Consider the following 25,518-nt stretch of genomic DNA (forward strand, 5'->3'; position numbering starts at 1 on the left):
GGCCGGAGAACCGGCCAGCCGCCCTCTTCTCAGAGCAGGTTGCCCGCGCGGGCGCGGATCAGGAAGTTGTCGTAGGTGTATTCGGCGATCTGGAACCAGAGATATTCGTCGCCGCGGAAGGCCGACATCGCCTCGTAGATCTTCTTGAAGTCGGGATTTTTGGCGTTGGTCTCGGCATAGACCTCCTTGGACGCCTTGAGGCAGGCCTCCATGATCTCCTGCGAGAACGGCCGCAATTGCGCTCCGCCGCCGACCAGGCGCTTCAGCGCCGCCGGGTTGCGGGCATCGTACTTGGCCTGCATGTCGATATTGGCAAGGCCGGCGGCAGTGGTCAGGATCGACTTGTAGATCTTGGGCAGGGCCTCCCACTTCGCGGTGTTCATGAAGAAGTGCAGCGAGGCGCCCCCCTCCCACCAGCCGGGATAATAGTAATAGGGCGCTACCTTGTTGAAGCCGAGCTTCTCGTCATCGGCGGGACCGACCCACTCGGCCGCGTCGATCGTGCCCTTTTCCAGCGCCGGATAGATATCGCCGCCGCCGATCTGCTGCGGCACGACGCCGAGCTTGCTGACGACCTGGCCGGCGAAGCCGCCGATGCGCATCTTCAGGCCCTGGAGATCGGCGACCGTCTTGATCTCCTTGCGGAACCAGCCACCCATCTGACAGCCGGTGTTGCCACCCGGAATCGCGTAGATGTTGTATTTCTTGTAGAACTCGTTGAGCAGGTCCATGCCGCCGCCATGGTAGAACCAGGCGTTCTGCTGGCGGGCGTTGAGGCCGAACGGCACCGCGGTTCCGAAGGCGAAGGTCGGATCCTTGCCGACATAGTAATAGGACGCGGTGTGGCACATCTCGACGGTGCCGTTGGTCACGGCGTCGGCCGCCTGCAGCGCCGGCACGATCTCGCCGGCCGCGAAGACCTGGATCTGGAACTTGCCGTCGGTCGCTTCCGACACGGCCTTCGCCAGCACTTCCGAAGCGCCGTAGATCGTGTCCAACGATTTCGGGAAGGATGAGGTGACGCGCCATTTCACCTCGGGCATGGATTGCGCGATGGCCGGAGCGGCAATGACGCTGGCGGCGCCGCCGGCTCCGGCGACCTTCAGAAACTGACGACGCTTCATGCGGTGTGCTCCTCCCAGAGCTTTCAGGCGCGCCGGTTTTTCCGGTTCGCGCGCAAGAGCTTCAGGAAAGGGCATCTGCCCGGCGAGCGCAAGCATACAACATGGCCCCCATGCAAATTTCGCATAGGTATTTTGTCTAACCCGACTTGGCATCGGCGCACCGACAGTGCAATCGCTCGCGCCAACGAAAAAGCCCGGCCGCAAGGCCGGGCTTCGTTTCCGCTGCCGTGATCGACGGCGATTACTTGCCGCGGTTGCGGACCTGGAAGATGTCGAAGGTCAGCTCTGCCACCTGCCACCAGAGATACTGGTCGCCGCGGAAAGCAACCATCGAATCGATTGCCTTCTTGAAGTCGGCGTTCTTGGCCGAAATCTCGGCATAGAGTTCGTTCGAGGCCTTGAGCGAGGCTTCCATCACGTCCTGCGGGAACGGGCGCAGCTGCGTTCCGGCGCCGACGAGGCGCTTCAGAGCGGCCGGGTTCTGCACATCGTATTTCGCCGCCATCTGGGTGTTGGCGTAGGTGCAGGCGGCGGTCAGCGCGGCCTGGTAGGCCTTGGGCAGCGCATTCCACTTCTCCAGGTTGACGAAGGCGTGGACGCAAGGCCCGCCCTCCCAGAAGCCCGGATAGTAGTAGTAGGGCGCGACCTTCGAGAAGCCGAGCTTCTCGTCGTCATAGGGGCCGACCCACTCGGCACCGTCGATCGTGCCCTTCTCCAGCGCCGGATAGATGTCGCCGCCGCCGATCTGCTGCGGCACGAGGCCGAGCTTCTGCAGGACGGAGCCGGCGATACCGCCGATGCGCATCTTCAGGCCGTTGATGTCGGCGACGCTCTTGATCTCCTTGCGGAACCAACCGCCCATCTGGGCGCCGGTGTTGCCGCAAGGCAGGCCGTAGATGTTGAACTTCTTGTAGAACTCGTTGAACAGCTCGTTGCCGCCACCCTGGAACAGCCAGGCGTTCTGCTGGCGGGCATTGAGGCCGAACGGAACCGAAGCGGCGACCGCGAAGGTCGGATCCTTGCCGACATAGTAGTACGAGACGGTGTGGCACATCTCGACAGTGTTATTGCTGACCGCGTCGGCCGCCTGCAGGGCCGGCACGATCTCGCCGGCGGCGAAGACCTGGATCTGGAACTTGCCGTCGGTCAGGTCGGAAACCATCTTCGCCATGACTTCGGCGCCGCCATAGATGGTGTCGAGCGATTTCGGGAAGCTCGACGCCAGGCGCCACTTCACCTCGGGATTCGACTGCGCAACCGCCGGCATGGCGACAGCGGACACTGCCGCACCGGTACCAGCGACCTGCAGGAATTGACGACGCTTCATATGGGGCATCTCCTCGTTTCGACGTTCATCGCCGCGCCTGGGCAGCAATAGCACCAGCGCAAGCGACATTTGTAGGACGACCTTGGTGTTATGCAGCGGTGATCGGAAGCGGCGGCCCGGGTTGACCCACGGTTAATCGGCTCACCTCGAATCTATACTTGCACAAGATTTGCGCAGCACTCCCCCCAATCGTTGCAAGATCGTCAACTGTCTAAGGTCGCTCGACAATTGCACGCAGAGCATGGCACGGCTGCGCAGGAAGCGCATGAAACTTTTTTCCCGCACGGTCAACCTCTCCCGTAAAGAAGCCCGATGACCAGCATCCCCGCCCCGATCTGGCTCTATGACGGCGTCTGCGTTCTCTGCTCCGGCGGCGTGCGTTACACCCTGCGGCACGAGCGCGACCACGACATCCGCTTCGTCGCGATCCAGTCGCAGGAAGGGCGCGCGCTCGCGCAGGCGCACGGCATCGACCCTGACGAGCCGGACAGCTTCCTCTTCATCGAGAACGGCCTGGCGCTGGCGAAGTCCGAGGGCGTTCTGGCGCTCGCTCGCCATCTGAACGGGCCGGTGCGCCTGCTGCTGCTCGGCCGCGCGCTGCCGAAGCGCTGGCGCGACTGGCTTTACGATCGCTTCGCACGCAATCGCTACCGGCTCTTCGGCCAGAAGACGTCGTGCGACATGCCGGATCCCGCGACGCGCCACCGCTTCACCTTGCCGGACAGTCCATGAGGCGCGTCGTACTGATCGGCGCGACCGGCGTCTTCGGCCGGCGGCTGGCGCGCCATCTCTCGCGCATGGACGGCCTCGATCTGGTGTTGACCTCGCGCAGCGCCGGCAAGGCGCAGACGCTGGCACAGGAGCTGACGGCCGAGGCGAGCGTGCCGGTCAGCGGCACGGGATTGGATCGCGACAAGGATCTGGTCGCCGCGCTCGCCGTATTGCAGCCCTGGCTGGTGATCGACGCCTCCGGACCATTCCAGCAACAGGGCTACGAGGTGCCGACAGCGGCGCTTCTGCTTGGCGCCCATATCGTCGACCTCGCCGATGCGCGCGGCTATCTCGCCGGATACGGGCCGCAGCTGGACGAGATCGCCAGGCAGCGCGGCCTCGTCGCGCTCGCGGGCGCCAGCTCGACGCCGGCGCTGTCGGCTGCGGCGGTGCGGGAATTGAGCGAAGGCTGGCAGCGGCTCGACACGATCGACATCGCGATCACGCCGGGCGGGCGCAGCGAGGTCGGGCCGGCGGTCATCGCTGCGGTCCTGAGCTATGCCGGCCAGCCGGTGCCGGTCTGGCGCGAAGGCGAATTGCAGACGACGTCCGGCTGGGAGACCGGCGAGGTCATCGACATGCCGGGCCTCGGCCCGCGCCGGGTCGCACCGGTCGAGACGGTCGATGCCGAGACGCTCGGTCCCGATTTCGCCGTACGCTCGCGCGTCAGCTTCGCGGCGGGGCTGGAAGCCGGCATCGAGCAATGGGGGCTGGCGCGGCTCGCCTGGATTCGCCGCCGTGGCTGGGTCGCCGATCTCGCGCCGCTGGTGCCCTTTCTCGTCAAGGCGCGTCGGATCACCCGGCTCTGGACCTCGGATCGCGGCGGCATGCGCGTCGCGATCTCCGGCATCGACGGCAAGGGGCGGCCGCGCCGGGCCTATTGGTCGCTGCTGGCGGAGAACGACGATGGCCCACAGGTGCCGACACTGGCAGCCGCCGCCGCGGTGCGCGCCCTCCTCGCTGACGAGATCGCTCCGTGCGCGCGCTCGGCCGCCGAGGTGCTCGACCTCGCCGCGATCGAGGCCGAGATGGCGCCCTATGCGATCAGCACCGGCCAGGATGAGCGCGCCGTCGGCCCTGCCCTGTTCGAGACCGTGCTCGGGGCGCAGGCCTTCGCGATGCTTCCGGCGGCGATCCGGGCCTTCCACGCCAATGACGCCGAGCCGGTCTGGCAGGGTCGGGCCGAAGTCACGCGCGGAAACGGGGCGGTGCTCGACCTGTTCTGCCGGCTCTTCGGACTTCCCACGGCTGGGGTCGGGCTGCCGGTGACAGTCAGCGTCGCGCGTGGCGATTCGTTCGACGAGGGCTGCGAGATCTGGACCCGCAACTTCGCCGGCCAACGCTTCCGGTCGCGCCTGAGCGTCGATAGCAATGGCGAGCTGCGCGAGGCCTTCGGCCCGTTCTCCTTCACGCTTGCCCCCGAGGCAAACCGGGAGGGCCTGGCGCTGCCGATCGCGGCCTGGCGCGTCTTCGGCCTGCGCTTGCCCCGCTTTCTCATGCCCTCGGCCGAGGCTCGCGAGACGGTTGACGCCGATGGCCGCTTCCGGTTCGACGTGAAGCTGTCTTTGCCCTTCTTCGGCCTGCTGGCGCATTATCGCGGCTGGCTCAAACCTCGGGAACCAAGCGATGGACCAGGATAAACTCGCGAAACTCAGGGCGCGCTATGCCGGGGCGAGCGGCGCTGACATCCATGATCCCCGCTTCGCCAAGGTCGCCGCCGGCCAGTTTCAGGGCGACCGGCGCAAATGGCCGTTTTCCGACGTCGCGACCTTCATCAATGCGCCTTACCGGCCGGAGGCCCTGAGCCAGCCCGATCTGGGCGGGCTCGACGTCGCGATCATCGGCCTGCCGATGGACCTCGGCGTCACCAACCGGGCCGGCACCCGGCTCGGCCCGCGCGCGGTGCGCGCCGTCGAGCGCATGGGACCGATGGACCATGTCAACGGCACCGCTCCGTTCAACCTGATCAAGGCGGCCGATATCGGCGACGTGCCGTTCCGCTCGCGCTATTCGCTGGAGAGTTGCCATGAGGACATCGAAGCGACCTTCAAGCAGATCGTGAAGGCCGGCGTCTCGACGCTCGGCGTCGGCGGCGACCATTCGATAACCTATCCGATCCTGAAGGCAGTCGGCGAGAAGCGCCCGGTCGGCATGGTCCATATCGACGCGCATTGCGACACGTCGGGGCCCTATGAAGGATCGAAATTCCACCATGGCGGGCCGTTCCGGCAGGCCGTGCTCGACGGCGTGCTCGATCCCGAGCGCGTCATCCAGATCGGCATCCGTGGCGGCGCCGAATATCTCTGGGAGTTCTCCTACGAGTCGGGCATGACCGTGATCCATGCCGACGAGGTCGACCGCATGGGCCTCGACGCCGTTATCGCCAAGGCGCTCGCCGTGATCGGCGACGGGCCGACCTACGTCTCCTTCGACGTCGATTCGCTCGATCCGGCCTTCGCGCCCGGCACTGGCACGCCCGAGGTCGGCGGCCTCACCCCGCGCGAGGCGCTCGCCATCCTGCGCGGGCTGAAGGGCCGCAACATCGTCGCCGCCGACGTGGTCGAGGTCGCCCCGCAATACGATGCGACCAGCAACACGGCGCAATGCGCGGCGCAGGTGCTGTTCCTCGAGCTCTGCCTGATCGCCGAGGCAAGGGCCGCCGGCAAGGGCAGGCCGTGAAGCGAAAGACGCCTCAGCTCGACGCGATCGATCGACAGATCATCGCGATCCTGCGAGCGGAGGGCCGGATCACCAACCAGGCCCTGTCGGAACGGGTCGGGCTCTCGGCCCGGCCGTGCCTGGAGCGGATGCGCCGGCTCGAGGCCTCGGGGCTGATCGCCGGCTATGGCGCGCGGCTCTCGCCCGAGCTCGCCGGCCACGCCATCATCGCCTTCGCGCAGATCTCGCTGCGCGACCACTCGGTCGGGCGGCGCGAGCGGGTCGAGAAGGTGCTGCGCGCCTGTCCCGACGTGGTCGAGCTCCTGGTGATCAGCGGCGAAGCCGACTATCTCGCCCGCATCGTCGCAAGCTCGCTCGCCGCCTATGAAGAGCTGACCGGCGCCTGGCTCGCCGACAACCAGCTCGGCATCGCCCGGATTGCGACCACCTTCGCGCTCAAGGCGCTGAAGGATTTCGAGGGCTATCCGCTGCTGGAGGAGTAGCAGGCGCCCCTGCCTTCAGCCGCCCTGCCCGGCGAGATGGCGCTTCAGCATGGTGCGCAATTCGGCGATGGCCGGCGCCCGGACGCCCTCATCGTCATCGGCGCGCAGCAGCGCCGCAACCCGGATCAGATGCAGGGTCACCGCGGCGAGAGAAGCGACGCGCGCCTCGGCTATCGGCGGCTCGACCGCCACGAGCAGCGCCGCGATGCGGCCGCGCAGACGGGCGCGGGCCTCCTTCTTGACGGCAGGATCGAGGCTGCGGCGCTCGCCGACGGCAAGAAAGGCGGGGTTCTCTTCAAGATAGGCGACGAAGCGGGCGAAGAGCGCATCGACTGCCGCCTCGACCGGCTGGCCGCGAATCTCTCCCGCGAGCGAGTCGAGCATGCCCGCGAGCGCATCGAGATGGCGGGCATGCAGCGCCGCCGCGACATGCTCCTTGGTCGGGAAGAACTGGTAGAGCGAGCCGATCGAGGCGCCGGCGCGCGCGGCGATCTGCGTCATCGTCGCCGCCTCGTATCCGGCCTCGGCGAAGAGCGCACTGGCGCCGTCGAGCAGCGCCGAGACCCTTTTCAGGCCACGACTGCGCCTCGGCGCCTTGGCGTACTTCTCCGCCGGGGGGCTTGAATTTTGTGAGGACACACTCATAAATCTACAAACATGAGGAAATCCTCATATAAAGGCCCTCTCGGCCGTGCTCCCTGACGGAGATTCCGATGACGCTCCAGCTCGACCCTCGCAAGACCGCCGTCGTCCTCATCGACATGCAGAAGGGAACGCTCGCCTTCCCGCTCGCACCCTATGACCGGACAACCCTGATCGCCAACACGGCCGCGCTCGGGCAGGCCTTCGCCAAGGCCGGCGGCCTGATCGTGACAGTTCGGGTCGCGTTCGCCCCCGACCGCTCCGACCTGCCGCCGCAAACGATCGATCAGCCGATGATGCTGCCACCGGGCGGCTTTCCGCCCGATTGGTCGGAACTCGCCCCCGAGATCGCCGCGCTGCCGGCGGCTGTTCGCGTCACCAAGCGGCACTGGAGCGCCTTCTACGGCACGGAACTCGACCTGCAATTGCGACGGCGGCGGATCGAGACCGTGGTGATCGGCGGCATCGCCACCAATTTCGGCGTCGAATCGACGGCGCGCGACGCCTGGCAGCACGGCTACGACGTAATCGTCGCCGAGGACGCCTCGAGCTCGGTCGGCGCGGAGCTGCACGCCTTCGCCATCGCCTCGACGCTGCCGCGCGTCTCGCGGGTCCGCAGCATCGCGGAGATCATGGCAGCCCTAGTGCCGGCTGTGGCGGCCTGAGCTGATCGTCATGAACTGAGATCATGCCACCTTTGCTCTAGCGCGATCGAGCCGCATTTCGCTTGCGCTCAGCGCATGACGATCACATTATGTTGCAGCGCGGCACGATCTTTCCGTGCTGCAACACAATAATCCATACCCGGATATCGTCATGAGCCTCTCGAGCACGGGAGACGCGTTCGCGCGCCCTGCCCGCTCCACTGCCGCGCCACGCATCGGCCTCACCCTGTTCGCCCTGGCGATGGGCGGCTTCGCCATCGGCACGGCCGAGTTCGCGGTGATGAGCCTGCTGCCCTATTTCTCGGTGGGGCTGGGGATCGACGAGCCGACGGGCGGGCATGTGATCAGCGCCTACGCCGCCGGCGTGGTGGTCGGCGCGCCGATCATCGCGGTGCTGGCGACAAGGCTCTCCCGCCGCACCTTGCTTATCGCGCTGATGGCGGCCTTCGCGCTCGGCAATGGTCTCTCTGCCCTTGCGCCGAGCTATAGCTGGATGCTGCTGTTCCGCTTCCTCAGCGGGCTGCCGCACGGCGCCTATTTCGGCGTCGCGGCGCTGGTCGCGGCCTCGCTGGTGCCGGCAAACCGGCGCGCACTCGCCGTGGCGCGGGTGATGCTCGGACTGACGATCGCGACGATCCTCGGCGTGCCCCTGGCGAACTGGCTTGGCCAGGCGCTCGGCTGGCGCTGGGGTTTTGGAGTCGTCACTGCCCTGGCGCTGACGACAGCGGTCCTGATCGCGCTGTTTGCGCCGAAGGATCGGCCTCAGTTCGGCGCCAGCGCCATGCGCGAGCTCGGGGCACTGCGCCATCGCCAGCTCTGGCTGACGTTGGCGATCGGTGCCGTCGGCTTCGGCGGCCTGTTCGCGGTCTACACCTACATCGCCTCGACGCTGATCGAGGTGACCCAGGTCTCGCCCACGGTGGTACCGGTGGTGCTGGCGATCTTCGGCCTCGGCCTGACTTTCGGGACTTTGGCTGCAGCCTGGTTGGCGGACCGGATGCCGATGGCCTCGATCGCGATCATCCTGCTCTGGACCGCCGGCTCGCTGGCGCTCTTCCCCTTCGCCGCCGGCAATATCTGGGCGATCTGCATGGTCGCCTTCATGATCGGCTGCGGCGGCGGGCTCGGCACGCCCTTGCAGACCCGGCTGATGGATGTCGCGCAGGACGCGCAGACGCTTGCCGCGGCGCTGAACCACAGCGCCTTCAACACCGCCAATGCGCTCGGCCCCTGGCTCGGCGGCATGGCGATCGCCGCCGGCCATGGCTGGACCTCGACCGGCTGGGTCGGCGCGGGCCTTGCGCTCGCGGGCTTCGCGATCTGGCTGGTGACGGCGTGGGATGCGAGGGCACGGCAAGATGCCGTGATCGTCGGTGCCTGATCTCAACGCGACGTCGGGGCCGCGATCAGGCGCATCGCGACAGGAATCGAGGCCTGCCCGGCCTCGAGCTGGTCGGTTAGCACGTAGAACCAGTTGAAGCCGATATAGAGCGCGAGCCTGGCCTCGACCTCTCCTGCCGGAATGTCGCCGCGCGCCGCAGCCGCGGTGAAGAGGCCGCGGACGTCCTGCAACCGCTCCGGCAGGAATTTCTCGCGCAAGGCCGCGAGCGCATGGGGATCGCTCTGGGCCTCCGCCAGCAGCGCCCGGAAAGTGCGCCCGGACGGCGTGCCGCACCAGAAGCTCCAGAGCGCGCTCGTATGAGCGATGAGGTCCTGGGCCAGGTCCCCGCTCGGTACGGCCCTGATGCCCGCCTTCTCGGCGGCATAGACCTCCATCAGCAGATCGGCGCGGTTCTTCCACCAGCGATAGATCGTCGGCTTGCCGGCGCCGGCGCGGCGCGAGACCGCATCGATCGAGAAGCCGGCATAGCCCTCCTCCGCCAGCACGGCGCGAGCGGCAGCGAGGATCGCCGCCTGCGAAGCCGGGTTCCGCCGCGCGCCGATCGAAGCGCGGCGAACCGGAGTTGCGGCTTTTCCGGCCTTCATGATCGCGACCCTTCTTCGTCGGTCCTGCGACAGCGCTTTTGGCCCGCCCGCGGCAAGCACGTTCCCTGCAAGCACGATCTTGCAGCAGACGGCTTGATATCGAAACGGGCCGTATCTATCAATAGCAACGAAACGGAACGTTCCGTTATGGAGATGACCATGACCACCCTCACCCGCAACCCCATTCTCGCCCGCCTGCGCTTCCTGGGAACGCTGATGCTGGGCGCCTATCTGCTGATCAACGCCATACTCGCCCTGCTGGCGCCGCTGACGCTCGGCTGGTCGACCTGGTCGGTGACGGCGCTGGCCGTGCCGCCGATGGTGCTCGGCATGGTCTATCTCGTCATTCCGATCGCCCGGCGCTGAGACGGCCTCCAGCTCCGGCCCGAATCTGTCGCCTTAGCGACAGATTCGGCTGCCACCCACGAGAAGGGCGGCCTGCCTCGGCTGCTTTTGCAACTCTACCCTCGAAGGAACGAGGGAGGACCGCCATGAACGCGACCGTGTTCGAAGGGCACGCCTGTGCACCGAACGGCGCACCGGATTGGCAGCCGAAACGCTGCAACAGCGTCTCCACGTCAGGAGCGCGCTGACCCGAGCGACAAAATCCGTGTGCAGCCGCCTTGCTCCCTGCAGCGTAAATCCGTCGCCACAACCTGTTTTCACCAATAAGAACAGCGCCTTGCCTTGCACCATCCTTGTGCAGGCACGCTCGGAAAAGCTGCAAGAGCCTACTTGCGGCCCGCCCCGATGATCGCACAAGCTGTCGCGCACAAGCCGATGCGGGAACTCGAAACGCCCGGTTGGCCAAACCCAAGGGGAGGTCCCATGAAAGGTTTCGCAAAGTTCTTCGCAGCCGCAGCGCTCACCGTTGCCGGCGCCACAGGGGCGCTCGCCCAGGCGAAGGAATGGAAGGAAGTCCGAATCGGCACGGAGGGCGCCTATCCGCCCTACAACAACCTCAACGCCAAGAAGGAGCTGGAAGGCTTCGAGATCGATTACGGCAACCTTCTCTGCGAGAAGATGAAGGTGAAGTGCACCTGGGTCGTGCAGGATTGGGACGGCATCATCCCGGCGCTGCAGGCGAACAAGTACGACATCATCCTCGCCGGCATGAACGCCACCGAGGAACGAAAGAAGCAGGTCGACTTCACCACGCCTTACAGCAAGACGCCGATCTGGATGATCGGCCCCAAGAGCACCGCTTCCAGCGACATCTCTGCGGCCACCCTAAAGGGCAAGTCGATCGGCGCGCAGGGCTCGACCATCCACGCCAACTATGTCGAGAAGTTCTACAAGGACTCGACCGCGCGCCTCTACCCGACCCAGGAAGAGGCTAATCTCGACCTGCTCAACGGCCGCCTCGACTATATCGTCGCCGACGCGCTCGCCCTCGCCGACTTCCTCAAGGGGCAGGGCAAGGATTGCTGCAAGAAGATCGCCGAGGTGACCCGCGACGACGCGATCCATGGTGCTGGCGTCGCCGGCGCGGTGCGCAAGGCCGATACCGCGCTGAAGGACCTGTTCAACAAGGCGATCGCCGAGACCGTCGCCGACGGCTCGCTGAAGAAGCTCGAGGACAAGTGGTTCAAGTACGAGTGATCTGACACCCGCTGACGCCTGCTCGCCGGCCGCTCCAGGCCGGCGGGCTTTATCCTCTCGCGCGCCGGCTCTCCCATGTTCGACAAATTCGCACTGCTCGGTTTCGGCCCCGGCGGCTGGGGCTGGGCCCTGCTGCAAGGCGCGGCCAACACCATCTCGGTCGCGCTCGCGACCCTGCCCTTCGGCCTGGCGCTCGGCCTGATCATCGCGCTGTGGAAGCGCTCCGACAGCATGCTGCTGCGCTCGCTGGCGACGATCTACACCACCGTCTTCCGCGGCGTGCCCGAGCTACTGACGCTCTACATCATCTATTTCGGCATCCAGGTGCTGGTGCAGAAGGTCTGGACCGGCTTCTCGATCCCGCCCTTCGTCGCCGGCATGGTCGCGCTCGGCATGGTGCTCGCCGCCTTCTCCAGCGAGGTCTGGGTCGGCGCGCTGAACTCGATCCAGAAGGGCCAGCGCGAGGCTGCGGCGGCGCTCGGCCTGTCGAAGGCGCAGGCCTTCCGGCTCGTCGTCTTCCCGCAACTGATCCGCGTCGCCCTGCCCGGCCTCGGCAACAACTGGATGGTGCTGCTGAAGGAGACCTCGCTGATCTCGGTGATCACGCTGCAGGACATCATGTTCATCGCGACGCGCGCCAATGTCGTCACCAAGGAGCCGTTCCTGTTCTTCGGCACAGCGATGATGCTCTATTTCTTCTTCTCGCTGGTCTCGGCCTGGGGCATCGGCAAGCTCGAGCAACGCACCAATCGCGGCTTCGCCGCTTTCGGCGGAGCGACGCGATGACCTGGTGCGAATATCCCGGCTACCTGATCGGCAGCGAGGTCCTGCAGAACTATGGCTGCCGCATGGCCAGCGGCCTCGGCATCACATTCCAGCTGGTCGTGCTCTCGGTCGCGTTAGGCTTCGTGCTGGCGCTCGCCCTCGCCATCGCCAGGCTCTACGGGCCGCGCTGGGCGCAGATCGCGATCAACGGCTACACCACCTTCTTCCGCGGCACGCCGCTGCTCTGCCAGCTCTTCCTGGTCTATTACGGCTTCGGCCAGCTCCGGGTGTTCTGGCAGGATATCGGGCTGTGGTGGTTCTTCCGCGAGCCGTTCTACTGCGCGCTTTTCACCTTCACCATCAACACCGCCGCCTATCAGGCCGAGATTCTGCGCGGCGCGATCCAATCGATCCCGCACGGCCAGTTCGAGGGGGCGCTGGCGCTCGGCCTGCATCGCTGGGCGACCTTGCGCCGCGTGATCCTGCCGCAGGCGATGATCCTGGCGCTGCGTCCGCTCGGCAACGAGCTGATCGTGATGATCAAGGCGAGCGCCATCGCCTCGCTGGTGACGCTGTTCGACCTGATGGGCGCGACGCGCCTCGCCTTCGCCCGCTCCTTCGACCTGTCGATCTACCTCTATGCTGCGCTGATCTATCTCGCGCTGACTGAGATCATCCGGCGCGTCTGGGACCGGATCGAGATCAGGCTGACGCGGCATATGGCGCTGAGGTGAACGGCTGACCGTTCAGCCCGGCAGGGTCAGCACCAGCGGACCGTTCGCGGTCGCGACCACGGTGTGCTCGTACTGGACCGTGGGCGCACGCGGCTCGGAATACAGCGTCCAGCGATCGCCCTCGACATGCTCGGCCCAGTCGGCGCCGAGCGACAGAAACGGCTCGACGGTGAAGACCAGCCCCTTCTGCATGACGCGGCGCTCGGAGCGCTCGGGCCAGGTGGCGATCTCCTTCGGCTCCTCGTGCAGAGAGCGGCCGATGCCGTGGCTGGCCAGGTTTCGCACCAGCGTATAGCCGTTCTTCTGGGCAAAGCGGCCGACAGCCTCGCCGATCCCGGCGACCGGCTTGCCGGCACCGACCTGGCCGAGCCCGGCCCAGAGCGCGCGCTTGCCGTCGCGGCACAGCTTCTCGATGCGGCGATCGACCGGCGGCACCGTGAAGGACGCGCCCGTATCGGAGAAATAGCCCGCCTTCTCAGCAGAGACGTCGATGTTCACGAGGTCGCCCGCCATGATCCGGCGCCCGCCGGGAATGCCGTGGGCGACCTCCTCGTTGATGCTGATGCAGGTGGCGCCCGGGAAGCCGTAGACGGTCTCGGGAGCGGAGCGCGCACCATGCCTTTCGAGCATGTCGCGGCCGATCGCATCGAGCTCGGCCGTGGTGATTCCCGGTTCGAGCGCCTTGCCCATCGCGGCCAGCGTATCGGCGACGATACGGCCGATCTCGCGTAGGGCCTGCAGCTCTTCGTCATTGGTGATGGTCATGGCGGGTTCCTGACCGATTTCGGCGAGGCCGGCAAGGCAGGGCGCGGCAGACTGCCCATGCGCGATCCCTGCAGAATCGCGATCGCTGCTATCGCTTCCCTCGCCTTCCCTGGCGCGCTAAAGCCGCAATGACCTTTCAGACGATTGCAGCGGAGCAACCTCATGGCCAAAGTCGCTTTCCTCGGTCTCGGCGTGATGGGCTATCCCATGGCCGGCCATCTCAAGGCCAAGGGCCATGAGGTCACCGTCTACAACCGCTCGCCGGAGAAGGCGCAGAAATGGGTAGCCCAGCATGGCGGCGTCTACGCACCGACGCCGGCCCAGGCGGCCGAGGGCCAGGAAATCGTCTTCTGTTGCGTCGGCAATGACGACGATCTGCGCTCGGTGACGACGGGCGAAGGCGGTGCCTTCGCCGCGATGGGCAAGGGCACCGTCTTCGTCGACCACACCACCGCTTCCGCCAATGTCGCGCGCGAACTCGCCGCAGCGGCAACCGCGGCCGGCTTCGGCTTCGTCGACGCGCCGGTCTCCGGCGGACAGGCCGGCGCCGAGAACGGGGTGCTGACCGTGATGTGCGGCGGCGACCAGGCGACCTACGCCAAGGTCGAGCCGGTGATCGCCAGCTTCGCCCGGATGTGCAGGCTGATGGGGCCGGCCGGCTCGGGCCAGCTCACCAAGATGGTCAACCAGATCTGCATCGCCGGCCTGGTCCAGGGCCTGTCCGAAGGCGTCCACTTCGCCAAGCGCGCCGGCCTCGATGTCGAGGCGATGCTGGAGGTGATCTCGAAGGGCGCCGCGGGCTCCTGGCAGATGGAGAACCGCGGCAAGACGATGAATGCCGACAAGTTCGATTTCGGCTTCGCCGTCGACTGGATGCGCAAGGACCTCGGCATCGTGCTCGACGAGGCCCGGAACAACGGCGCCCGTCTGCCGGTGACCGCGCTGGTCGACCAGTTCTATGCCGATGTGCAGAAGCTTGGCGGCGGGCGCTGGGATACGTCGAGCCTGCTGAAGCGGCTGGAGCCGTAAGGCTCAGCCGACCAGCCGCGCCACCTCCGCCCGCAGCACCGGCACCAGCTCGGCCTCGAACCAGGGGTTCTTCCGGAGCCAGCCATTGTTGCGCCAGGAGGGGTGCGGCAGCGGCAGGATGCGCGGCCGGCGTTCCCCGGCGAAGATGTTGCGCCAGTCGGCGACGGTCGCCGACAGGTCGGCCGCTGCCTTGCGCCCGAGATGCCAGGCTTGCGCGTAACGGCCGATCACCAGGATAAGCTCGATCTCCGGCAGGCCCGCGAGCACGCGGCTTCGCCAGGCCGGTGCGCATTCACGGCGCGGCGGCAGGTCGCCGCCCTTGCCGTCGAGCCCGGGGAAGCAATGGCCCATCGGCACGATCGCCACGCGAGAAGCATCGTAGAAGCGGGCCTGGTCGAGGCCGAGCCAATCGCGCAGGCGGTCGCCCGAGCGGTCGGTGAAAGGCCTGCCGCTGGCATGGACGCGCGTACCGGGCGCCTGGCTCGCGATCAGGAGGCGCGCGCTCGCTTGCGCCTGGATGACGGGACGCGGCTCGTGCGGCAGGCGCGGCAGATAGACCGGCTCGTCCCGGCAGATGCGGCAGGCGCGCAAGTCGGCGAGGACATCACCGAGCGCTTCAAAGGCGTTGTCTCCCTGCCCGCTCATCGCCCGGCCAGCCGCGCCCGGCCCTTTCGCTGCGAGATCAACCCGTCGCAGTACCAGGCCGGCACCTTGTCGGCGTGCTTCTCGGGATCGCCGGGCCGGACGGTGAATGCGCCTATGATGTCCCCACTAGCGACGCTCCGCGGGACATAGAGCGTGCCGCTGCGTTCGATGGTGAAGCAGTAGGTCTGCCGGGTCTCGATCGGGCCGTAGTAATAGCAGATCGCATCATCCGTCGTGATCCAGCAGGCATCCCGGTTAGGCATGGAGCGATCGCGGTTGTAGCCGCTCACCCGCCCATCGGCGTGATGGAACTCGCTGAAAGTCTCGCCGCTGCTGTAGCGCCCGGTCGCGGTATTGCCCTCGACGAGCTGGCGCATCTGCTCCCCCGTCAACCGCTCGACGGCGAATGCCTCGCTGCCCGCGACCGAGAGCCCGAGCAGCAGCAGCGCCGCACACCTCACTGCGAGGCGAGCCGCGACGACATCGACGGCGGCGGACCTTGCGAGATCAGGCCGTCGCAATGCCAGGCCGGCGCCTTGTCTGCGTGCTTCTCGGGATCGCCCGGTTGGATGGTGGCGATAGCGTTGATGCGGCCGGTTCGATGGGTCTGCAGCACATAGAGCGAGCCGCTGCGCTCGACGGTGAAGCAATAGGTCCGGCGGGATGCGAACGGGCCATAATAGTAGCAGACGGCCTCATCGGTCGTGGTCCAGCAGGCATCGACGTTCTGCACATGCCGGTTGTGCCCGGTCGCACGGCCGTCCTGGTGATGATACTCGCTGAACGGCAAGCCGTTATTGTAGCGGCCGGCAACCGTGTTGCCCTCGAAGAGCTTGCGGATCTCCTGGCCGGTCAGACGCTCGACCGCGAACGCGCTCGTTGCCGAAACGCAGAGCGCCAGCAGCGCCGCGATCCTGCCGGGCCACTTCACCTGGCCGCCACGCGTCGCGACATCAGCGGCCCCTGCGGACCGCGCGAGATCAGCCCGTCGCAATACCAGGGCTTGCCGCCATCGGTGTGGTTGCGCGGATTGGCGAGCTCTATGGTCGCCACCGCGTTGATCCGGCCATTATCGAGATTGCGCAGGATGTAGAGCCGGTCGGTCAGCTCGACCGTGAAGCAGTGCGTCGTCCGCTCCTCCGGCGGGCCATAATAATAGCAGACGGCATCGCCCTTGGTGATCCAGCAGGCGTCGCGATTCTCCTGCCAGCCATTGTTGCCGAGCGCCCGCCCGTCCGGGTCATGAAACTCGGTGAAGAAGCCGCCGCCGGTGTAGCGGCCACTGACCGTATTACCGGTGAAGGCGCGGTTGATCTGCTCGCCAGTCAGCTTCTCCATCGCCGTCGCGGCGAGCGGGACCATCAGAGCAAGCAGGATCAGCGGCAGGCGCATGATCAGACCTTCCAGCTCGGCCTGGCCGAGAGCTCGCCATGCCAGCGCCGGATGTTGGTGAAATCCTCCGGCAGCGGGATGCGGGAAGGCTTCATAAAGTCGATGGCGATGCCGGCGGTGATGTCGGCGACCGTCAGCTCGTCGCCGCAGAGGAAGCGATTGGCGCCGAGCTGCAGGTCGAGCAGCACGAGATGATCGTCGATCTGCTCGCGGCTGGCCTCGGCCCATTCCGGCACCTGGTCCTCGAGCTCGGCCATGGCGGGATGGCTGTGGCGGAACACGGCCGCGACCGCTGTGAACAGGCCGAGCTCGATGCGGCGATTCCACATCTCGATCAGCGCCGCCTCCTTCGGGGCGGCGCCGAACAGGGCCGGCGCCGGGTGCAAGCTCTCGATGTAGCGACAGATCGCGATGGTCTCGGCCAGCGCCGTGCCGTCGTCCAGCAGCAGCACCGGCAGGCGCTGGGACGGGTTGATCCGGGTGAACTCCGGTGTCCGGTGCTCCTTCCTGGCGATGTCGACCGGGATGAGCTCGGGCAAGGGCACGCCCTTCTCGGCGAAGAAGATGCGGACCCGCCGCGGATTGGGCGCGCGCCCGCCATCATAGAGCTTCATGCCCCTCGCCTTTCGCCGTCTCGGACATCGCGGTTTCACGGTGCCGGCGCCACCGTGTCAAGAGTTCAGCCTGCAAAGACGGCGGCAAGACGACAGAACGGCCGAGCCCGGGAACAAAGCCAGGGCGCGGCGATTGATCAGCCAGCAAGAGAAGAGGCAATGCCGCAGGACTGGAGCTTCGTCGTCTGGATCGTCGTCCTCGCCATTCCGGTGGGGCTGATGCTCGCAACCTTCTGGTCGCGCTCGCGTCAGCCCGGTACCGCGCGGCTGGATGGGCCGAGCAGGGACGATCCGCGCGAGCCCATGTGACCGTGCTCCCGAGCGATCACCCGGGCGCAAGCAGGATCAGCGCAAGCGGCACCGCGACCGCGGCCACCACCGTCTGCAGCGCACAGATGCCGGCCATCAGCGGGGCATCGCCGCCGAGCTGGCGCGCCATCACATAGGAGGACGAGGCGGTCGGCAGCGCCTGAAACAGGATGGCGAGGGTCGCCGCCGGGCCGCCGAGGCCGAAGCCCTTCAGCGCCACATACGTCGCGAGCGGCATCAGCACGAACTTGACGGCGGAGGCGACCAGCGCCGGCTTCAGCCCGCGGCCGAGCGCGCCCCAATCGAGCGCCGCGCCAACGCAGAGCAGGCCGATCGGCAGCGAGGCCTGGCCGAGCGCCTTGAGGCAGCCCTCGACGCCAGGCGGCAGGCCAAGGCCGCTGAGCTGGATGGCGATGCCGAGCACGCAGGACATCAGCAGCGGATTGAGCGCAAGGCCCCGCAGGATGCCGCCCAAGGTCGGCTGGGCCGAGCCCCAGCGGGCGAAGACGAGGACGCAGAGCACGTTGACGGTCGGCACGATCGCGGCGTTGGCCACAGCCGCCAGCGGCAATGCGGATGCGCCCAGCATGCTGCCGGCCGCGCTCAGGCCGACATAGTTGTTGAAGCGGATGCCACCCTGGAAAACCGAGGTGAAGGCGGCGTCGCTATAGCCGAGCCAGGGCTTCGCCAGGACCAGCAGCGCCGAGACGGCGACAATCGCGGCGATCAGCGTCAAAGCCAGCTCGGCGACGGGCAGTCCCCTGAGATCAGCCATCGCCAGAGCGTGGATGAAGAGGGCCGGCAGCAGCACATAGTAGCTCAGCCGCTCCGCCTGCGGCCAGAACGCGTCGGGCAGGAAGCGCAGGCGCCGCATGGCGTGGCCGAGCGCGATCAGCAGGGCGATCGGCGCCAGAGCGAGCAGGATCGCGCCGATCATGCCCCGAACTCACAAGCGGGCAACCAAGTGGGCAGCAATGTCATGCGGCAGCGAATCCGGCGCGGGAGCAGGAAGAAGACGATTCTTCTTTAGGTCGCCCTCACCAGAGACGAAACCGCCTGAACTGTCAGCGGGATTGAGGAATCCGCATGGCCCGCCCAGGCTTCAACGCGGATGGCTCCTGCGCCACGCTTCCGGCCGCTCGAAGCTCGTCGCCCAGATGCCGCGGCCGGCCGCCTTCGCCTCGGCCTCCTCGGCCTGATAGGCGCCATAGGAAACCGCGTGGCCCTGGCGTACCAGAGCCGCGTTGATCTCGGCGTCACCCTGGCGGCAGCGCGCCAGTCCGCGGCCATAGCGATCGGCGCGGGAGATCGTGCAGTTGACGTTGCCGAGCGCCAGCATCGCGGCCAGCGCACGCCTGGCCTGCCGGCCGCAGGCAACCTCGCCACCGGTACGATCGCGGCAGGTCTGCCGGTATTCCGGCGCGTCGATTCCGTCCAGGCGCAACTCTTCGCCAAGAAGCCTTATCGAATCGCCATCGATCGCCTCGGCCGCTCCGGCGAGATCGCGCCCCGAGCCGAGACGATACTGCAGGACTGCTCCCGCGATCGCCAAAAGCAGAAGGAATCCAAGGGCTACGACAAAGTCGACGGATCGGCCGACCCGCCGCCAGCCGAACGGTCCGTAGCTGCCTGTCCTGAATCCGAAGCGTGCCATCAGCATAAGCTTAACGATTTCTCGCCAATCATGGCGAGCCGGAGCGCGAAGGTTGCGCTGCCGGACGGGAGCCTTTGACTTCGGATCATGCCGGAACTGACAGCCGAACAGGTGCAGCGCGGCCGCGGACCCGATCCGACCGTGCTGGCGCGCCGCAAGCTGATCAACCGCGAGGTCCGGTCGGCGAGGGAGAAATTGACCTCTTCGACCGGTCTCCAGCGCGCCTTCGACTACGAACTGATCCGCGTCTTTGCGCAGTATCGGCTGAACGGTTCGGCCGGCACGCTGCTGCTCGCCTTGCTGGTCGCGGCGGCCGCCTGCGTCTGGGTGCCGTTCTATGCGGTCTCGGGCTGGCTCTGCCTGGTGGTGCTGACCTCAGCCTTCGCGGCCGTGCTGTGCCGGCGCTTCCTGGCCGAGCCTTCCGCAGCCGCCCGCGTCAGCTTCTGGCGCAAGCTCCTACCTACGGCCGAACTGCTGCACGGTCTGTCCTGGGCCCTGCTGGCCGGCCTTTTCGTCGGCATCGAGGCACCCGGCGCCCGCTTCTTCCTGATGACGGCGCTGCTGATCGTCAGCGCGCTCACGGTGACGCTCGCCGCGACGATCCCGATCGCGGTCTATTTCGGCCTCGCGCCGATCGTCAGCGTGATCATCCTATCCTTCAGCGGCCGCTCCGACATCGACAGCGTCACCATGCTGCTGATGGCGGTCTGCGCACAGCTCTTCTTCATCTTCCTGACCAACCGACTCTATTCGACCTCGGTCGAGACCATCGAGTTCCGGGCCGAGAAGGATGCGCTGATCGCCGAGCTCGAAACCGCCAAGGCCAATTCCGACGAGGCCAGGCGCAAGGCGGAGGAGGCGAACCTCGCCAAGTCGCGCTTCCTGGCGACGATGAGCCACGAGCTGCGCACCCCGCTCAACGCCATCCTCGGCTTCTCCGAGGTGATGAAAAACGAGGTGTTCGGCCCACATACCAATGCCTCCTACAAGGAGTATTCCGGCGACATCCATTCCTCGGGCCAACACCTGCTGACGCTGATCAACGAGATCCTCGACCTCTCTCGCATCGAGGCCGGCAAATACGAGCTCAGCGAGGAGGCGATCAGCCTCGCGGCGATCGCCGACGATGCAGCCCACATGCTCAACCTGCGCGCCAAGGCCAAGAGCCAGACAATCCGCCAGGCTACCGAGCCCGATCTGCCGCGGATCTGGGCCGATGAGCGCGCGATCCGCCAGGCTGTGCTCAACATCATCGCGAACGCGATCAAGTTCACCCCGCAGGGCGGCGAGATCTCGATCAAGGTCGGCTGGACCGCGACCGGCGGGCAATATGTCAGCATCAGCGATACCGGTCCTGGCATTCCCGAGGACGAGATCCCGGTGGTGATGCAGACCTTCGGGCGTGGCTCCCTTGCGATCAAGACCGCCGAGCAGGGCTCGGGCCTCGGCCTGCCGATCGTCAAGGGGCTGATCGACCTGCATGGCGGCGGCTTCCGCATCAAGTCGAGCCCGCGCGCCGGCACGGAAGTCACGATCACGCTGCCCGCCGAGCGGGTGATGGACACGCTGCCGGCCCTGCCGGAGCCGAACGAGCGCTCGGCGGCCTAAGCGCTCCTGCCGCGGAGGCGCTACGCCGCCCGACGCACGCCTGCCGTGCCTTTCCGCTCGACCTCGCCCTCCTCCCACCAGTCGCCAAGCGCGTCGATCAGCGGTACGAGGCGCTGACCAGCGGCGGTCAGCGCGTAATCGACCCGGCGCGGATAGCCGTCGTGGTCGATGCGCCGAACGACCCCGGCCGCTTCCAGCTTGCGCAGTTCCAGCGCGAGCATGCGATGCGAGACGGTCGGATTGTCGCGCCTGAGTTCGCTGAAGCGCTTGGTGCCGTCCTTCAGATAATAGAGCAGCAAGGTCGGCCAGCGGCCGCTCAGCACCCGCATGACGCTCTCGATCGAGCAGTCGGACACGACGTCCTTCATGATCCGTTCCGCGCGTGGTTACAAAAAAGTGCGTAATTTACATGGGGCGGCGAGTGACTAGGTTCCACCCGCTGCGCAGCGTTTCCCAACCAGAATGGAAAACGCAAGATGGAACCGATTCTCGTTTATGGCTACCCGGCCGGCACCTCGATGGGCCTGGTCGCGGCTCTCGAATGGCTTGGCCAGCCCTACAAGCTCAGCCGCGTCGACATGCTCGGCGAGATGCGCGATCCGCCCTACAAGCGGATCAACCAGCGCGTCGAAACGCCGGTCTTGATCACGGATAAAGGCCGGCCGCTGACCGAGACCATGGCGATCGCCGCCTATCTCGAGGCGCGCGACACAGAGCGCAAGATCAGCTTCGATCCGCTCTCGCCCGAAGCCGACCGCATGCACCAGCTGATGGGCTTCCTCAACACCGGCTTTACCGGCGCCTTCACGCCGTTGTGGGTCGCGCTGGAGCTGCCCGAGCCCGATCCGGATTTCGAGGCGGCACTGCGCCGCTTCGGACGCGAGCGCGTGATCGAGCGCCATGACAGGCTGGAAGAAATGCTCGATGGCGGGAACTGGCTGGCCGGCGGCAAGCACAGCCTCGCCGACGGGCTGCTCGCAGGCGTGGCGCGCTGGCTGGAGTACCATGAGGTCGCCAATCTCTCGCGCTGGCCGAAGCTGCAGGCGCTGCGCCAGCGGGTCGAGGCCGATCCGGCGGTGGTCTTCGCGACCGCGCTGGAAAACGGCGATACACCGGCCGGCGGCGGCGCCTTCAAGGGTCATGTGCCGTTGGCCGAGGTGATCGAGCGCTTCGGCGCCTGACACGCGAAAGACGCGCCGGGCCGAGTGTCCGGCGCGTCTTTTTTGTTACTCGCCCTTCTGCGAGACCTGTGCCTGCGCGAAGGTCGCCATGCCGGAATGGACGCCGGCCGCGGCCTTGACCAAGCCGGCCGCGAGCGCGGCGCCCGTCCCTTCGCCGAGCCGCATGTCGAGCGCCAGCAAAGGCTGCTTGCCGAGCTTGACCAGCACCTGCGCATGGGCGCCCTCGGCCGAGAGATGGCCGGCGATGCAGTGGTCGAGCGCGGAGGGATCGAGCGCGTGCAGGATCGCTGCGGCGGCGGTCACGACATAGCCGTCGAGGATCACCGGGATGCGCTGCAGGCGGGCGGCGAGGATCGCGCCGCAGATCGCCGCCATCTCGCGGCCGCCGAAGCGGCGCAGCACTTCGAGCGGATCGTTCAAATGACTGGCGTGAAGCTTCAGCCCGGCCTCGACCGCGGCGATCTTGCGCCTCAGCCCGTCCTCGTCGACGCCGGTGCCGCGGCCGCACCACTGGGCCGCGCCGCCGCCATAGAGCGCGGCGAAGATCGCGGCCGCCGAGGTGGTGTTGCCGATGCCCATCTCACCGAGCGCCAGCAGATCGGCGCCGCCGGCGAGCGCCTCCATGCCGAAGGCCATGGTGGCGACGCAGGCGCGCTCGTCGAGCGCATCTCCTTCGGTGAAATCGCCGGTCGGCAAGTCGAGCGCAAGGTCGAAGACCTTGAAGCCGAGATCATAGGCAGCGCAGATCTGGTTGATCGCGGCGCCACCGGCGGCGAAGTTCTCCAGCATCTGCCGCGTCACGCTCTGTGGAAACGCCGAGACGCCCTGGGCGACAACGCCGTGATTGCCGGCGAAGACGCAGACCAGGGGCCGGTCGACCCGCGGCGGCGCCTTGCCCTGCCAAGCGGCGAGCCATTCGGCGATCTCCTCCAGCCGCCCGAGGCTGCCGGCGGGCTTGGTCAGCTCCTTGTCGCGGGCGCGCACCGTGTTGGCCGCGGCCATGTCGGGGCCGGGCATGTTGGCGATGAGATTGCGGATATCGTCGAAGGGCAGGCCGGAGGCGGGCATCGCAGACATCTGAGGAAGCCGATCTTGAAAACCTGAGGAATCGGGCAGCGCGAGATCGCCGCCGCGCAGCCGCTGCTGCTATAGGCTGGAGCGGACGAAGACAATCCGAGGGCAGCGTGACGCAGACCGACAGCGATGATGCGACGCAGGCAACGGCTCCCACCTGGCCGGGCTGGCTGATCGCGACCGCAACCTGCATCCGCTTCTATTCGCGCCTGCCGGTACCGGCGCTGCCGGGCGAGACCGCGCACACCCTGCCGGATTTCCGGCTGGTGCCGCGCGCCCTGCCCTTCGCGGCGCTGGCAATAGCACTGCCGGCGGCGCTGATCGCGCTGCTGGCGGGCCTTGCCGGCGTCAATGCCCTGCTGACAGCGGCCCTCGCTGTGACTGCCCTCGTCGTGACGACCGGCGCCTTCCACGAGGACGGGCTCGCCGACTCGGCCGATGGGCTGTTTGGCGGGCATACGCCGGAGCGGCGGCTGGAGATCATGAAGGACAGCTGCGTCGGCACCTTCGGGGCGCTGGCGCTCGGCCTGTCGCTGCTGCTGCGGGTGAGCGCGCTCGCGGCGATCCTGCAAGGCGCGGGCGCTTGGGCGGCCGCGGCGGCCGTGCTCGTCGCGGCGCCGTGGTCGCGCGTCGAGGGTCTGCGCATCCTCGCGACGACCCGGCCAACCCGGCGCGACGGCGCCTCCGCCTCGGTCGGACAACCCGATCGATCGGTACTGCCGGTCGCCTATGGCTTGTCGGGTGCGCTCGCCCTGCTGCTGGTCGCAGCCGGCGCTCTCCCCTTTGCTGGCGTCCTGATAGGCCTGGCTCTCTCGGCGCTGACGACTCTCTGGCTGTCACGCACGGCCATCCGTCTGATCGGCGGTCAGACCGGCGACGTCCTCGGCGCGGCGCAGCAGCTCGGCGAGATCGCGATCTATGTCGGTCTCGCCATCATCATCGGCTGGGGCGGGCGATGAGCGCGATCTCGAGCCCCTGCATCAAGATCTGCGTGGTCGATCCCGCGAGCAAGCTTTGCCAAGGCTGCGGGCGGACCCTGCAGGAAATCGCGCAATGGTCGCGGCTCTCGGAGGCGGAGCGGCTCGCCATCATGGCGATGCTGGAAGCGCGCCTCAGCCTTCCGCGAGACGGGCAAGCTCCTCGCCGGTCAGCCTGAAGAAGACCTTCTCCGGGTGCTGCTTGGCGCCGAGGTTCTCGTAGAAGCGCAGCAGGCGCTCATAATCACGCGCCGCCGTCCAGTCGATCCGGCCAAGGCCGCGAGCGAGCGCGAGCCGCGCCAGTTCGGCGAGCAGCGCCCTGCCGGCGCCGAGCCCGCGGGCGGCCTGCGCCACATAGATTTCCTTGAGGAAGCAGCCGGGCCGGAGACCCGGACCGGGGTAGATCGCCGAAAAGGCAGCGAAGCCGACGATTGCGCTGTGGTGCTCGGCAACGAGGAGTTCGGTCCCGGCCGGCCGGTTCGCCAGCCCGCTGCGGATCTCGGCATCGGACGGACAGGGCACACGGTAATGCGCCTGCATCTCAGCCATCAGGCCGGCCAGACCGGGATGATCGGCCTCCTCGCAGGCACGTATGGCGACCATGCCCGCCTCGCTCAGGCGATCAGCGACCAGAAGAAGCGGGCGCAGACCACCAGCAGGAAGATGCCGAAGGCGACCTCCAGCCGGCGCTTCGACAGCCGGTGCGCCAGGCGCGCGCCGATCGGCGCCGTCCAGATCGAGGTCGGAATAAACAGCAGGAAGCCGATGAACGAGACATAGCCGAGCGAGAGCGGCGGCAGGATGTCCATCTTCGGCCAGCCGGCATAAATGTAGCCGAGCGCGCCGGGGATCGAAATCAGTACGCCGAGGCCCGAGGAGGTCGCGACCGCCTGGTGGATCGGCCGGCCGTAGAAGGTCATGAACAGGCTGGAGAGCTGGCCTCCGCCGATGCCCATCAGCGCCGACAGGATGCCGATGACCACGCCATAGATCCGCATCAGGAGGGGACCCGGCATATCGTCGCCGAGCTTCCAGCGGTCGGAGGCGAAGAGCAGGCGCATGGCGCTGGCGAAGGCGACCGCGACGAAGACCGCCTTGAACACATCGGGCGGGGCATAGCGCGCGATCACACTGCCGCCGATCACACCAAGCACGACGGGAACGGCCCAGATCTTGATGATCGAGGTGTCGACCATGCCCTTGGCGAGATGGGCCCGGTAGGAGCGGATCGAGGTCGGGATGATCACCGCCAGCGACGTGCCGACGACAAGCGGCATGCGGACTTCCTCCGGCACGCCGATCACACGGAAGACCTCGTAGAGCACCGGCACGATGACGGCGCCGCCGCCGACGCCGAACAGGCCCGCGAGCAGGCCGGTGACGGCGCCCGCCGCGATCAGCGACACCGCGAGGAAGATCAGGTCGTTCAGGGGAATGCCGGCGATCATCATGCACCCGAGCCAGGACAGGTCGGGCTGCTCTTAGGCCTTTGT

At 67.2% G+C, this 25,518-nt stretch carries 32 protein-coding genes; 16 read left to right on the top strand and 16 right to left on the bottom strand.

All coding sequences use genetic code 11. The features are described from left to right. Positions 1-29 precede the first annotated feature (29 nt). Both V7S63_RS05665 and V7S63_RS05670 read right to left on the bottom strand, forming a co-directional pair. Positions 30-1,124, bottom strand: a complete 1,095-nt coding sequence (locus tag V7S63_RS05665; protein ID WP_091830816.1) for a TRAP transporter substrate-binding protein — start codon at positions 1,122-1,124, stop codon at positions 30-32. A 241-nt stretch (positions 1,125-1,365) separates the two neighbouring features. Further along, positions 1,366-2,451 carry a TRAP transporter substrate-binding protein gene (locus V7S63_RS05670; protein ID WP_091830819.1) on the bottom strand — a complete coding sequence of 362 codons (1,086 nt, stop codon included), beginning with the start codon at positions 2,449-2,451 and terminating at the stop codon, positions 1,366-1,368. 312 nt (positions 2,452-2,763) lie between these two features. Between V7S63_RS05670 and V7S63_RS05675 the strand changes: the two genes are divergently transcribed. Genes V7S63_RS05675 through V7S63_RS05690 form a run of 4 tightly spaced genes read left to right on the top strand, consistent with a single transcriptional unit; the run spans position 2,764 to position 6,383 of the window. Next, a complete protein-coding gene (locus V7S63_RS05675; protein ID WP_336529492.1) occupies positions 2,764-3,183 on the top strand; it encodes a thiol-disulfide oxidoreductase DCC family protein in 420 nt (139 codons plus the stop codon). Next, positions 3,180-4,862, top strand: coding sequence for a DUF4166 domain-containing protein (locus V7S63_RS05680; protein ID WP_336529493.1), 1,683 nt, complete (start codon positions 3,180-3,182; stop codon positions 4,860-4,862). Before V7S63_RS05675 ends, V7S63_RS05680 begins: the two co-directional genes overlap by 4 nt. Then, a complete protein-coding gene (gene speB / locus V7S63_RS05685; RefSeq protein ID WP_336529494.1) occupies positions 4,849-5,901 on the top strand; it encodes an agmatinase in 1,053 nt (350 codons plus the stop codon). Before V7S63_RS05680 ends, speB begins: the two co-directional genes overlap by 14 nt. Next, positions 5,898-6,383: an Lrp/AsnC family transcriptional regulator gene (locus V7S63_RS05690; RefSeq protein ID WP_336529495.1), complete on the top strand. Its 486-nt coding sequence runs from the start codon at positions 5,898-5,900 to the stop codon at positions 6,381-6,383. Before speB ends, V7S63_RS05690 begins: the two co-directional genes overlap by 4 nt. A gap of 15 nt (positions 6,384-6,398) precedes the next feature. Here V7S63_RS05690 and V7S63_RS05695 read toward each other — a convergent pair whose 3' ends face one another. After that, on the bottom strand, positions 6,399-7,022 hold the full coding sequence (locus tag V7S63_RS05695; protein WP_336529496.1) for a TetR/AcrR family transcriptional regulator: 624 nt from the start codon (positions 7,020-7,022) through the stop codon (positions 6,399-6,401). Positions 7,023-7,096: 74 nt separating this feature from the next. On the opposite strand from V7S63_RS05695, the gene V7S63_RS05700 reads away from it, so the two are divergent. Beyond that, positions 7,097-7,690, top strand: a complete 594-nt coding sequence (locus V7S63_RS05700) for an isochorismatase family protein (protein WP_336529497.1) — start codon at positions 7,097-7,099, stop codon at positions 7,688-7,690. A gap of 151 nt (positions 7,691-7,841) precedes the next feature. Further along, positions 7,842-9,071: an MFS transporter gene (locus tag V7S63_RS05705; RefSeq protein ID WP_336529498.1), complete on the top strand. Its 1,230-nt coding sequence runs from the start codon at positions 7,842-7,844 to the stop codon at positions 9,069-9,071. Positions 9,072-9,073: 2 nt separating this feature from the next. Here the strand turns inward: V7S63_RS05705 and V7S63_RS05710 are convergent, their stop codons facing one another. Beyond that, complete coding sequence (locus V7S63_RS05710) at positions 9,074-9,676, bottom strand: TetR/AcrR family transcriptional regulator (protein WP_336529499.1); 603 nt, start codon at positions 9,674-9,676, stop codon at positions 9,074-9,076. 159 nt (positions 9,677-9,835) lie between these two features. Between V7S63_RS05710 and V7S63_RS05715 the strand changes: the two genes are divergently transcribed. The 4 genes from V7S63_RS05715 (at position 9,836) to V7S63_RS05730 (ending at position 12,777) form a co-directional block, all read left to right on the top strand. Next, entirely contained in the window at positions 9,836-10,042 is a 207-nt protein-coding gene (locus tag V7S63_RS05715; RefSeq protein ID WP_336529500.1) for a hypothetical protein, read from the top strand. A 462-nt stretch (positions 10,043-10,504) separates the two neighbouring features. Continuing rightward, a complete protein-coding gene (locus V7S63_RS05720) occupies positions 10,505-11,278 on the top strand; it encodes a transporter substrate-binding domain-containing protein (RefSeq protein ID WP_336529501.1) in 774 nt (257 codons plus the stop codon). Between the two features lie 75 nt (positions 11,279-11,353). Then, positions 11,354-12,064 carry an ABC transporter permease gene (locus V7S63_RS05725; RefSeq protein ID WP_091830844.1) on the top strand — a complete coding sequence of 237 codons (711 nt, stop codon included), beginning with the start codon at positions 11,354-11,356 and terminating at the stop codon, positions 12,062-12,064. Further along, entirely contained in the window at positions 12,061-12,777 is a 717-nt protein-coding gene (locus V7S63_RS05730; RefSeq protein ID WP_336529502.1) for an ABC transporter permease, read from the top strand. Before V7S63_RS05725 ends, V7S63_RS05730 begins: the two co-directional genes overlap by 4 nt. 12 nt (positions 12,778-12,789) lie before the next feature. Here V7S63_RS05730 and map read toward each other — a convergent pair whose 3' ends face one another. Then, the gene (map, locus tag V7S63_RS05735; protein ID WP_336529503.1) at positions 12,790-13,542 is read right to left on the bottom strand and encodes a type I methionyl aminopeptidase; all 753 of its coding nucleotides are present in this window, start codon (positions 13,540-13,542) and stop codon (positions 12,790-12,792) included. Positions 13,543-13,704: 162 nt separating this feature from the next. Here map and V7S63_RS05740 point away from each other — a divergent pair, with 162 nt between their 5' ends. Next, positions 13,705-14,571 (top strand): NAD(P)-dependent oxidoreductase, encoded by an 867-nt coding sequence (locus V7S63_RS05740; RefSeq protein ID WP_336529504.1) that lies wholly within the window; start codon positions 13,705-13,707, stop codon positions 14,569-14,571. A 3-nt stretch (positions 14,572-14,574) separates the two neighbouring features. Here V7S63_RS05740 and V7S63_RS05745 read toward each other — a convergent pair whose 3' ends face one another. From V7S63_RS05745 to V7S63_RS05765, 5 genes are read right to left on the bottom strand one after another with little or no spacing between them, the layout of a single operon-like run. Further along, complete coding sequence (locus V7S63_RS05745) at positions 14,575-15,216, bottom strand: uracil-DNA glycosylase family protein (protein WP_336529505.1); 642 nt, start codon at positions 15,214-15,216, stop codon at positions 14,575-14,577. Continuing rightward, entirely contained in the window at positions 15,213-15,677 is a 465-nt protein-coding gene (locus V7S63_RS05750; protein WP_336529506.1) for a hypothetical protein, read from the bottom strand. The genes V7S63_RS05745 and V7S63_RS05750 overlap by 4 nt, the downstream gene beginning before the upstream one ends. Then, on the bottom strand, positions 15,674-16,147 hold the full coding sequence (locus V7S63_RS05755; protein ID WP_336529507.1) for a hypothetical protein: 474 nt from the start codon (positions 16,145-16,147) through the stop codon (positions 15,674-15,676). The genes V7S63_RS05750 and V7S63_RS05755 overlap by 4 nt, the downstream gene beginning before the upstream one ends. Continuing rightward, positions 16,144-16,608 (bottom strand): hypothetical protein, encoded by a 465-nt coding sequence (locus tag V7S63_RS05760; RefSeq protein WP_091830863.1) that lies wholly within the window; start codon positions 16,606-16,608, stop codon positions 16,144-16,146. The genes V7S63_RS05755 and V7S63_RS05760 overlap by 4 nt, the downstream gene beginning before the upstream one ends. Before the next feature lie 2 nt (positions 16,609-16,610). After that, complete coding sequence (locus tag V7S63_RS05765) at positions 16,611-17,222, bottom strand: glutathione S-transferase family protein (protein ID WP_091830865.1); 612 nt, start codon at positions 17,220-17,222, stop codon at positions 16,611-16,613. Between the two features lie 159 nt (positions 17,223-17,381). Here V7S63_RS05765 and V7S63_RS05770 point away from each other — a divergent pair, with 159 nt between their 5' ends. Beyond that, complete coding sequence (locus V7S63_RS05770) at positions 17,382-17,531, top strand: hypothetical protein (protein WP_158673627.1); 150 nt, start codon at positions 17,382-17,384, stop codon at positions 17,529-17,531. A gap of 16 nt (positions 17,532-17,547) precedes the next feature. On the opposite strand, the gene V7S63_RS05775 is transcribed toward V7S63_RS05770, so the two are convergent. Further along, entirely contained in the window at positions 17,548-18,468 is a 921-nt protein-coding gene (locus tag V7S63_RS05775) for an AEC family transporter (protein ID WP_336529508.1), read from the bottom strand. A gap of 165 nt (positions 18,469-18,633) precedes the next feature. Beyond that, positions 18,634-19,083, bottom strand: coding sequence for a thermonuclease family protein (locus V7S63_RS05780; protein ID WP_336529509.1), 450 nt, complete (start codon positions 19,081-19,083; stop codon positions 18,634-18,636). 189 nt (positions 19,084-19,272) lie between these two features. Here V7S63_RS05780 and V7S63_RS05785 point away from each other — a divergent pair, with 189 nt between their 5' ends. Next, positions 19,273-20,793: a sensor histidine kinase gene (locus V7S63_RS05785; protein ID WP_336529510.1), complete on the top strand. Its 1,521-nt coding sequence runs from the start codon at positions 19,273-19,275 to the stop codon at positions 20,791-20,793. A gap of 20 nt (positions 20,794-20,813) precedes the next feature. Here the strand turns inward: V7S63_RS05785 and V7S63_RS05790 are convergent, their stop codons facing one another. Continuing rightward, positions 20,814-21,161, bottom strand: a complete 348-nt coding sequence (locus V7S63_RS05790) for a winged helix-turn-helix transcriptional regulator (protein WP_336529511.1) — start codon at positions 21,159-21,161, stop codon at positions 20,814-20,816. A 108-nt stretch (positions 21,162-21,269) separates the two neighbouring features. On the opposite strand from V7S63_RS05790, the gene V7S63_RS05795 reads away from it, so the two are divergent. After that, positions 21,270-21,974 (top strand): glutathione S-transferase family protein, encoded by a 705-nt coding sequence (locus V7S63_RS05795; protein WP_336529512.1) that lies wholly within the window; start codon positions 21,270-21,272, stop codon positions 21,972-21,974. Positions 21,975-22,019: 45 nt separating this feature from the next. Here the strand turns inward: V7S63_RS05795 and cobT are convergent, their stop codons facing one another. Continuing rightward, positions 22,020-23,051: a nicotinate-nucleotide--dimethylbenzimidazole phosphoribosyltransferase gene (gene cobT / locus V7S63_RS05800; RefSeq protein ID WP_336529513.1), complete on the bottom strand. Its 1,032-nt coding sequence runs from the start codon at positions 23,049-23,051 to the stop codon at positions 22,020-22,022. A gap of 107 nt (positions 23,052-23,158) precedes the next feature. Between cobT and V7S63_RS05805 the strand changes: the two genes are divergently transcribed. Continuing rightward, the gene (locus V7S63_RS05805; protein WP_336529514.1) at positions 23,159-24,007 is read left to right on the top strand and encodes an adenosylcobinamide-GDP ribazoletransferase; all 849 of its coding nucleotides are present in this window, start codon (positions 23,159-23,161) and stop codon (positions 24,005-24,007) included. Next, positions 24,004-24,204 carry a DUF1289 domain-containing protein gene (locus V7S63_RS05810; protein ID WP_336529515.1) on the top strand — a complete coding sequence of 67 codons (201 nt, stop codon included), beginning with the start codon at positions 24,004-24,006 and terminating at the stop codon, positions 24,202-24,204. Before V7S63_RS05805 ends, V7S63_RS05810 begins: the two co-directional genes overlap by 4 nt. Here the strand turns inward: V7S63_RS05810 and V7S63_RS05815 are convergent. Both V7S63_RS05815 and V7S63_RS05820 read right to left on the bottom strand, forming a co-directional pair. Then, positions 24,161-24,628, bottom strand: coding sequence for a GNAT family N-acetyltransferase (locus V7S63_RS05815; RefSeq protein WP_336529516.1), 468 nt, complete (start codon positions 24,626-24,628; stop codon positions 24,161-24,163). The genes V7S63_RS05810 and V7S63_RS05815 overlap by 44 nt on opposite strands. Positions 24,629-24,639: 11 nt before the next feature. Next, the gene (locus V7S63_RS05820) at positions 24,640-25,473 is read right to left on the bottom strand and encodes a sulfite exporter TauE/SafE family protein (protein ID WP_091832302.1); all 834 of its coding nucleotides are present in this window, start codon (positions 25,471-25,473) and stop codon (positions 24,640-24,642) included. Positions 25,474-25,518: the final 45 nt, after the last annotated feature.

Origin of the sequence: Allobosea sp. CCNWLY174 (assembly GCF_037120455.1) — a bacterium.
Classification (GTDB): domain Bacteria; phylum Pseudomonadota; class Alphaproteobacteria; order Rhizobiales; family Beijerinckiaceae; genus Allobosea; species Allobosea lupini.

Bases quoted from the DNA above. Each gene is read 5' to 3' on its own strand.
- cobT (WP_336529513.1), bottom strand. From the start codon at position 23,051: ATGTCTGCGATGCCCGCCTCCGGCCTGCCCTTCGACGATATCCGCAAT.
- V7S63_RS05740 (WP_336529504.1), top strand. From the start codon at position 13,705: ATGGCCAAAGTCGCTTTCCTCGGTCTCGGCGTGATGGGCTATCCCATG.
- V7S63_RS05820 (WP_091832302.1), bottom strand. From the start codon at position 25,473: ATGATCGCCGGCATTCCCCTGAACGACCTGATCTTCCTCGCGGTGTCG.
- V7S63_RS05730 (WP_336529502.1), top strand. From the start codon at position 12,061: ATGACCTGGTGCGAATATCCCGGCTACCTGATCGGCAGCGAGGTCCTG.
- V7S63_RS05665 (WP_091830816.1), bottom strand. From the start codon at position 1,124: ATGAAGCGTCGTCAGTTTCTGAAGGTCGCCGGAGCCGGCGGCGCCGCC.
- V7S63_RS05815 (WP_336529516.1), bottom strand. From the start codon at position 24,628: ATGGTCGCCATACGTGCCTGCGAGGAGGCCGATCATCCCGGTCTGGCC.
- V7S63_RS05775 (WP_336529508.1), bottom strand. From the start codon at position 18,468: ATGATCGGCGCGATCCTGCTCGCTCTGGCGCCGATCGCCCTGCTGATC.
- V7S63_RS05705 (WP_336529498.1), top strand. From the start codon at position 7,842: ATGAGCCTCTCGAGCACGGGAGACGCGTTCGCGCGCCCTGCCCGCTCC.
- speB (WP_336529494.1), top strand. From the start codon at position 4,849: ATGGACCAGGATAAACTCGCGAAACTCAGGGCGCGCTATGCCGGGGCG.
- V7S63_RS05745 (WP_336529505.1), bottom strand. From the start codon at position 15,216: ATGAGCGGGCAGGGAGACAACGCCTTTGAAGCGCTCGGTGATGTCCTC.
- V7S63_RS05715 (WP_336529500.1), top strand. From the start codon at position 9,836: ATGACCACCCTCACCCGCAACCCCATTCTCGCCCGCCTGCGCTTCCTG.
- V7S63_RS05700 (WP_336529497.1), top strand. From the start codon at position 7,097: ATGACGCTCCAGCTCGACCCTCGCAAGACCGCCGTCGTCCTCATCGAC.
- V7S63_RS05810 (WP_336529515.1), top strand. From the start codon at position 24,004: ATGAGCGCGATCTCGAGCCCCTGCATCAAGATCTGCGTGGTCGATCCC.
- V7S63_RS05720 (WP_336529501.1), top strand. From the start codon at position 10,505: ATGAAAGGTTTCGCAAAGTTCTTCGCAGCCGCAGCGCTCACCGTTGCC.
- map (WP_336529503.1), bottom strand. From the start codon at position 13,542: ATGACCATCACCAATGACGAAGAGCTGCAGGCCCTACGCGAGATCGGC.
- V7S63_RS05680 (WP_336529493.1), top strand. From the start codon at position 3,180: ATGAGGCGCGTCGTACTGATCGGCGCGACCGGCGTCTTCGGCCGGCGG.
- V7S63_RS05785 (WP_336529510.1), top strand. From the start codon at position 19,273: ATGCCGGAACTGACAGCCGAACAGGTGCAGCGCGGCCGCGGACCCGAT.
- V7S63_RS05675 (WP_336529492.1), top strand. From the start codon at position 2,764: ATGACCAGCATCCCCGCCCCGATCTGGCTCTATGACGGCGTCTGCGTT.
- V7S63_RS05725 (WP_091830844.1), top strand. From the start codon at position 11,354: ATGTTCGACAAATTCGCACTGCTCGGTTTCGGCCCCGGCGGCTGGGGC.
- V7S63_RS05795 (WP_336529512.1), top strand. From the start codon at position 21,270: ATGGAACCGATTCTCGTTTATGGCTACCCGGCCGGCACCTCGATGGGC.
- V7S63_RS05790 (WP_336529511.1), bottom strand. From the start codon at position 21,161: ATGAAGGACGTCGTGTCCGACTGCTCGATCGAGAGCGTCATGCGGGTG.
- V7S63_RS05765 (WP_091830865.1), bottom strand. From the start codon at position 17,222: ATGAAGCTCTATGATGGCGGGCGCGCGCCCAATCCGCGGCGGGTCCGC.
- V7S63_RS05710 (WP_336529499.1), bottom strand. From the start codon at position 9,676: ATGAAGGCCGGAAAAGCCGCAACTCCGGTTCGCCGCGCTTCGATCGGC.
- V7S63_RS05770 (WP_158673627.1), top strand. From the start codon at position 17,382: ATGCCGCAGGACTGGAGCTTCGTCGTCTGGATCGTCGTCCTCGCCATT.
- V7S63_RS05670 (WP_091830819.1), bottom strand. From the start codon at position 2,451: ATGAAGCGTCGTCAATTCCTGCAGGTCGCTGGTACCGGTGCGGCAGTG.
- V7S63_RS05760 (WP_091830863.1), bottom strand. From the start codon at position 16,608: ATGCGCCTGCCGCTGATCCTGCTTGCTCTGATGGTCCCGCTCGCCGCG.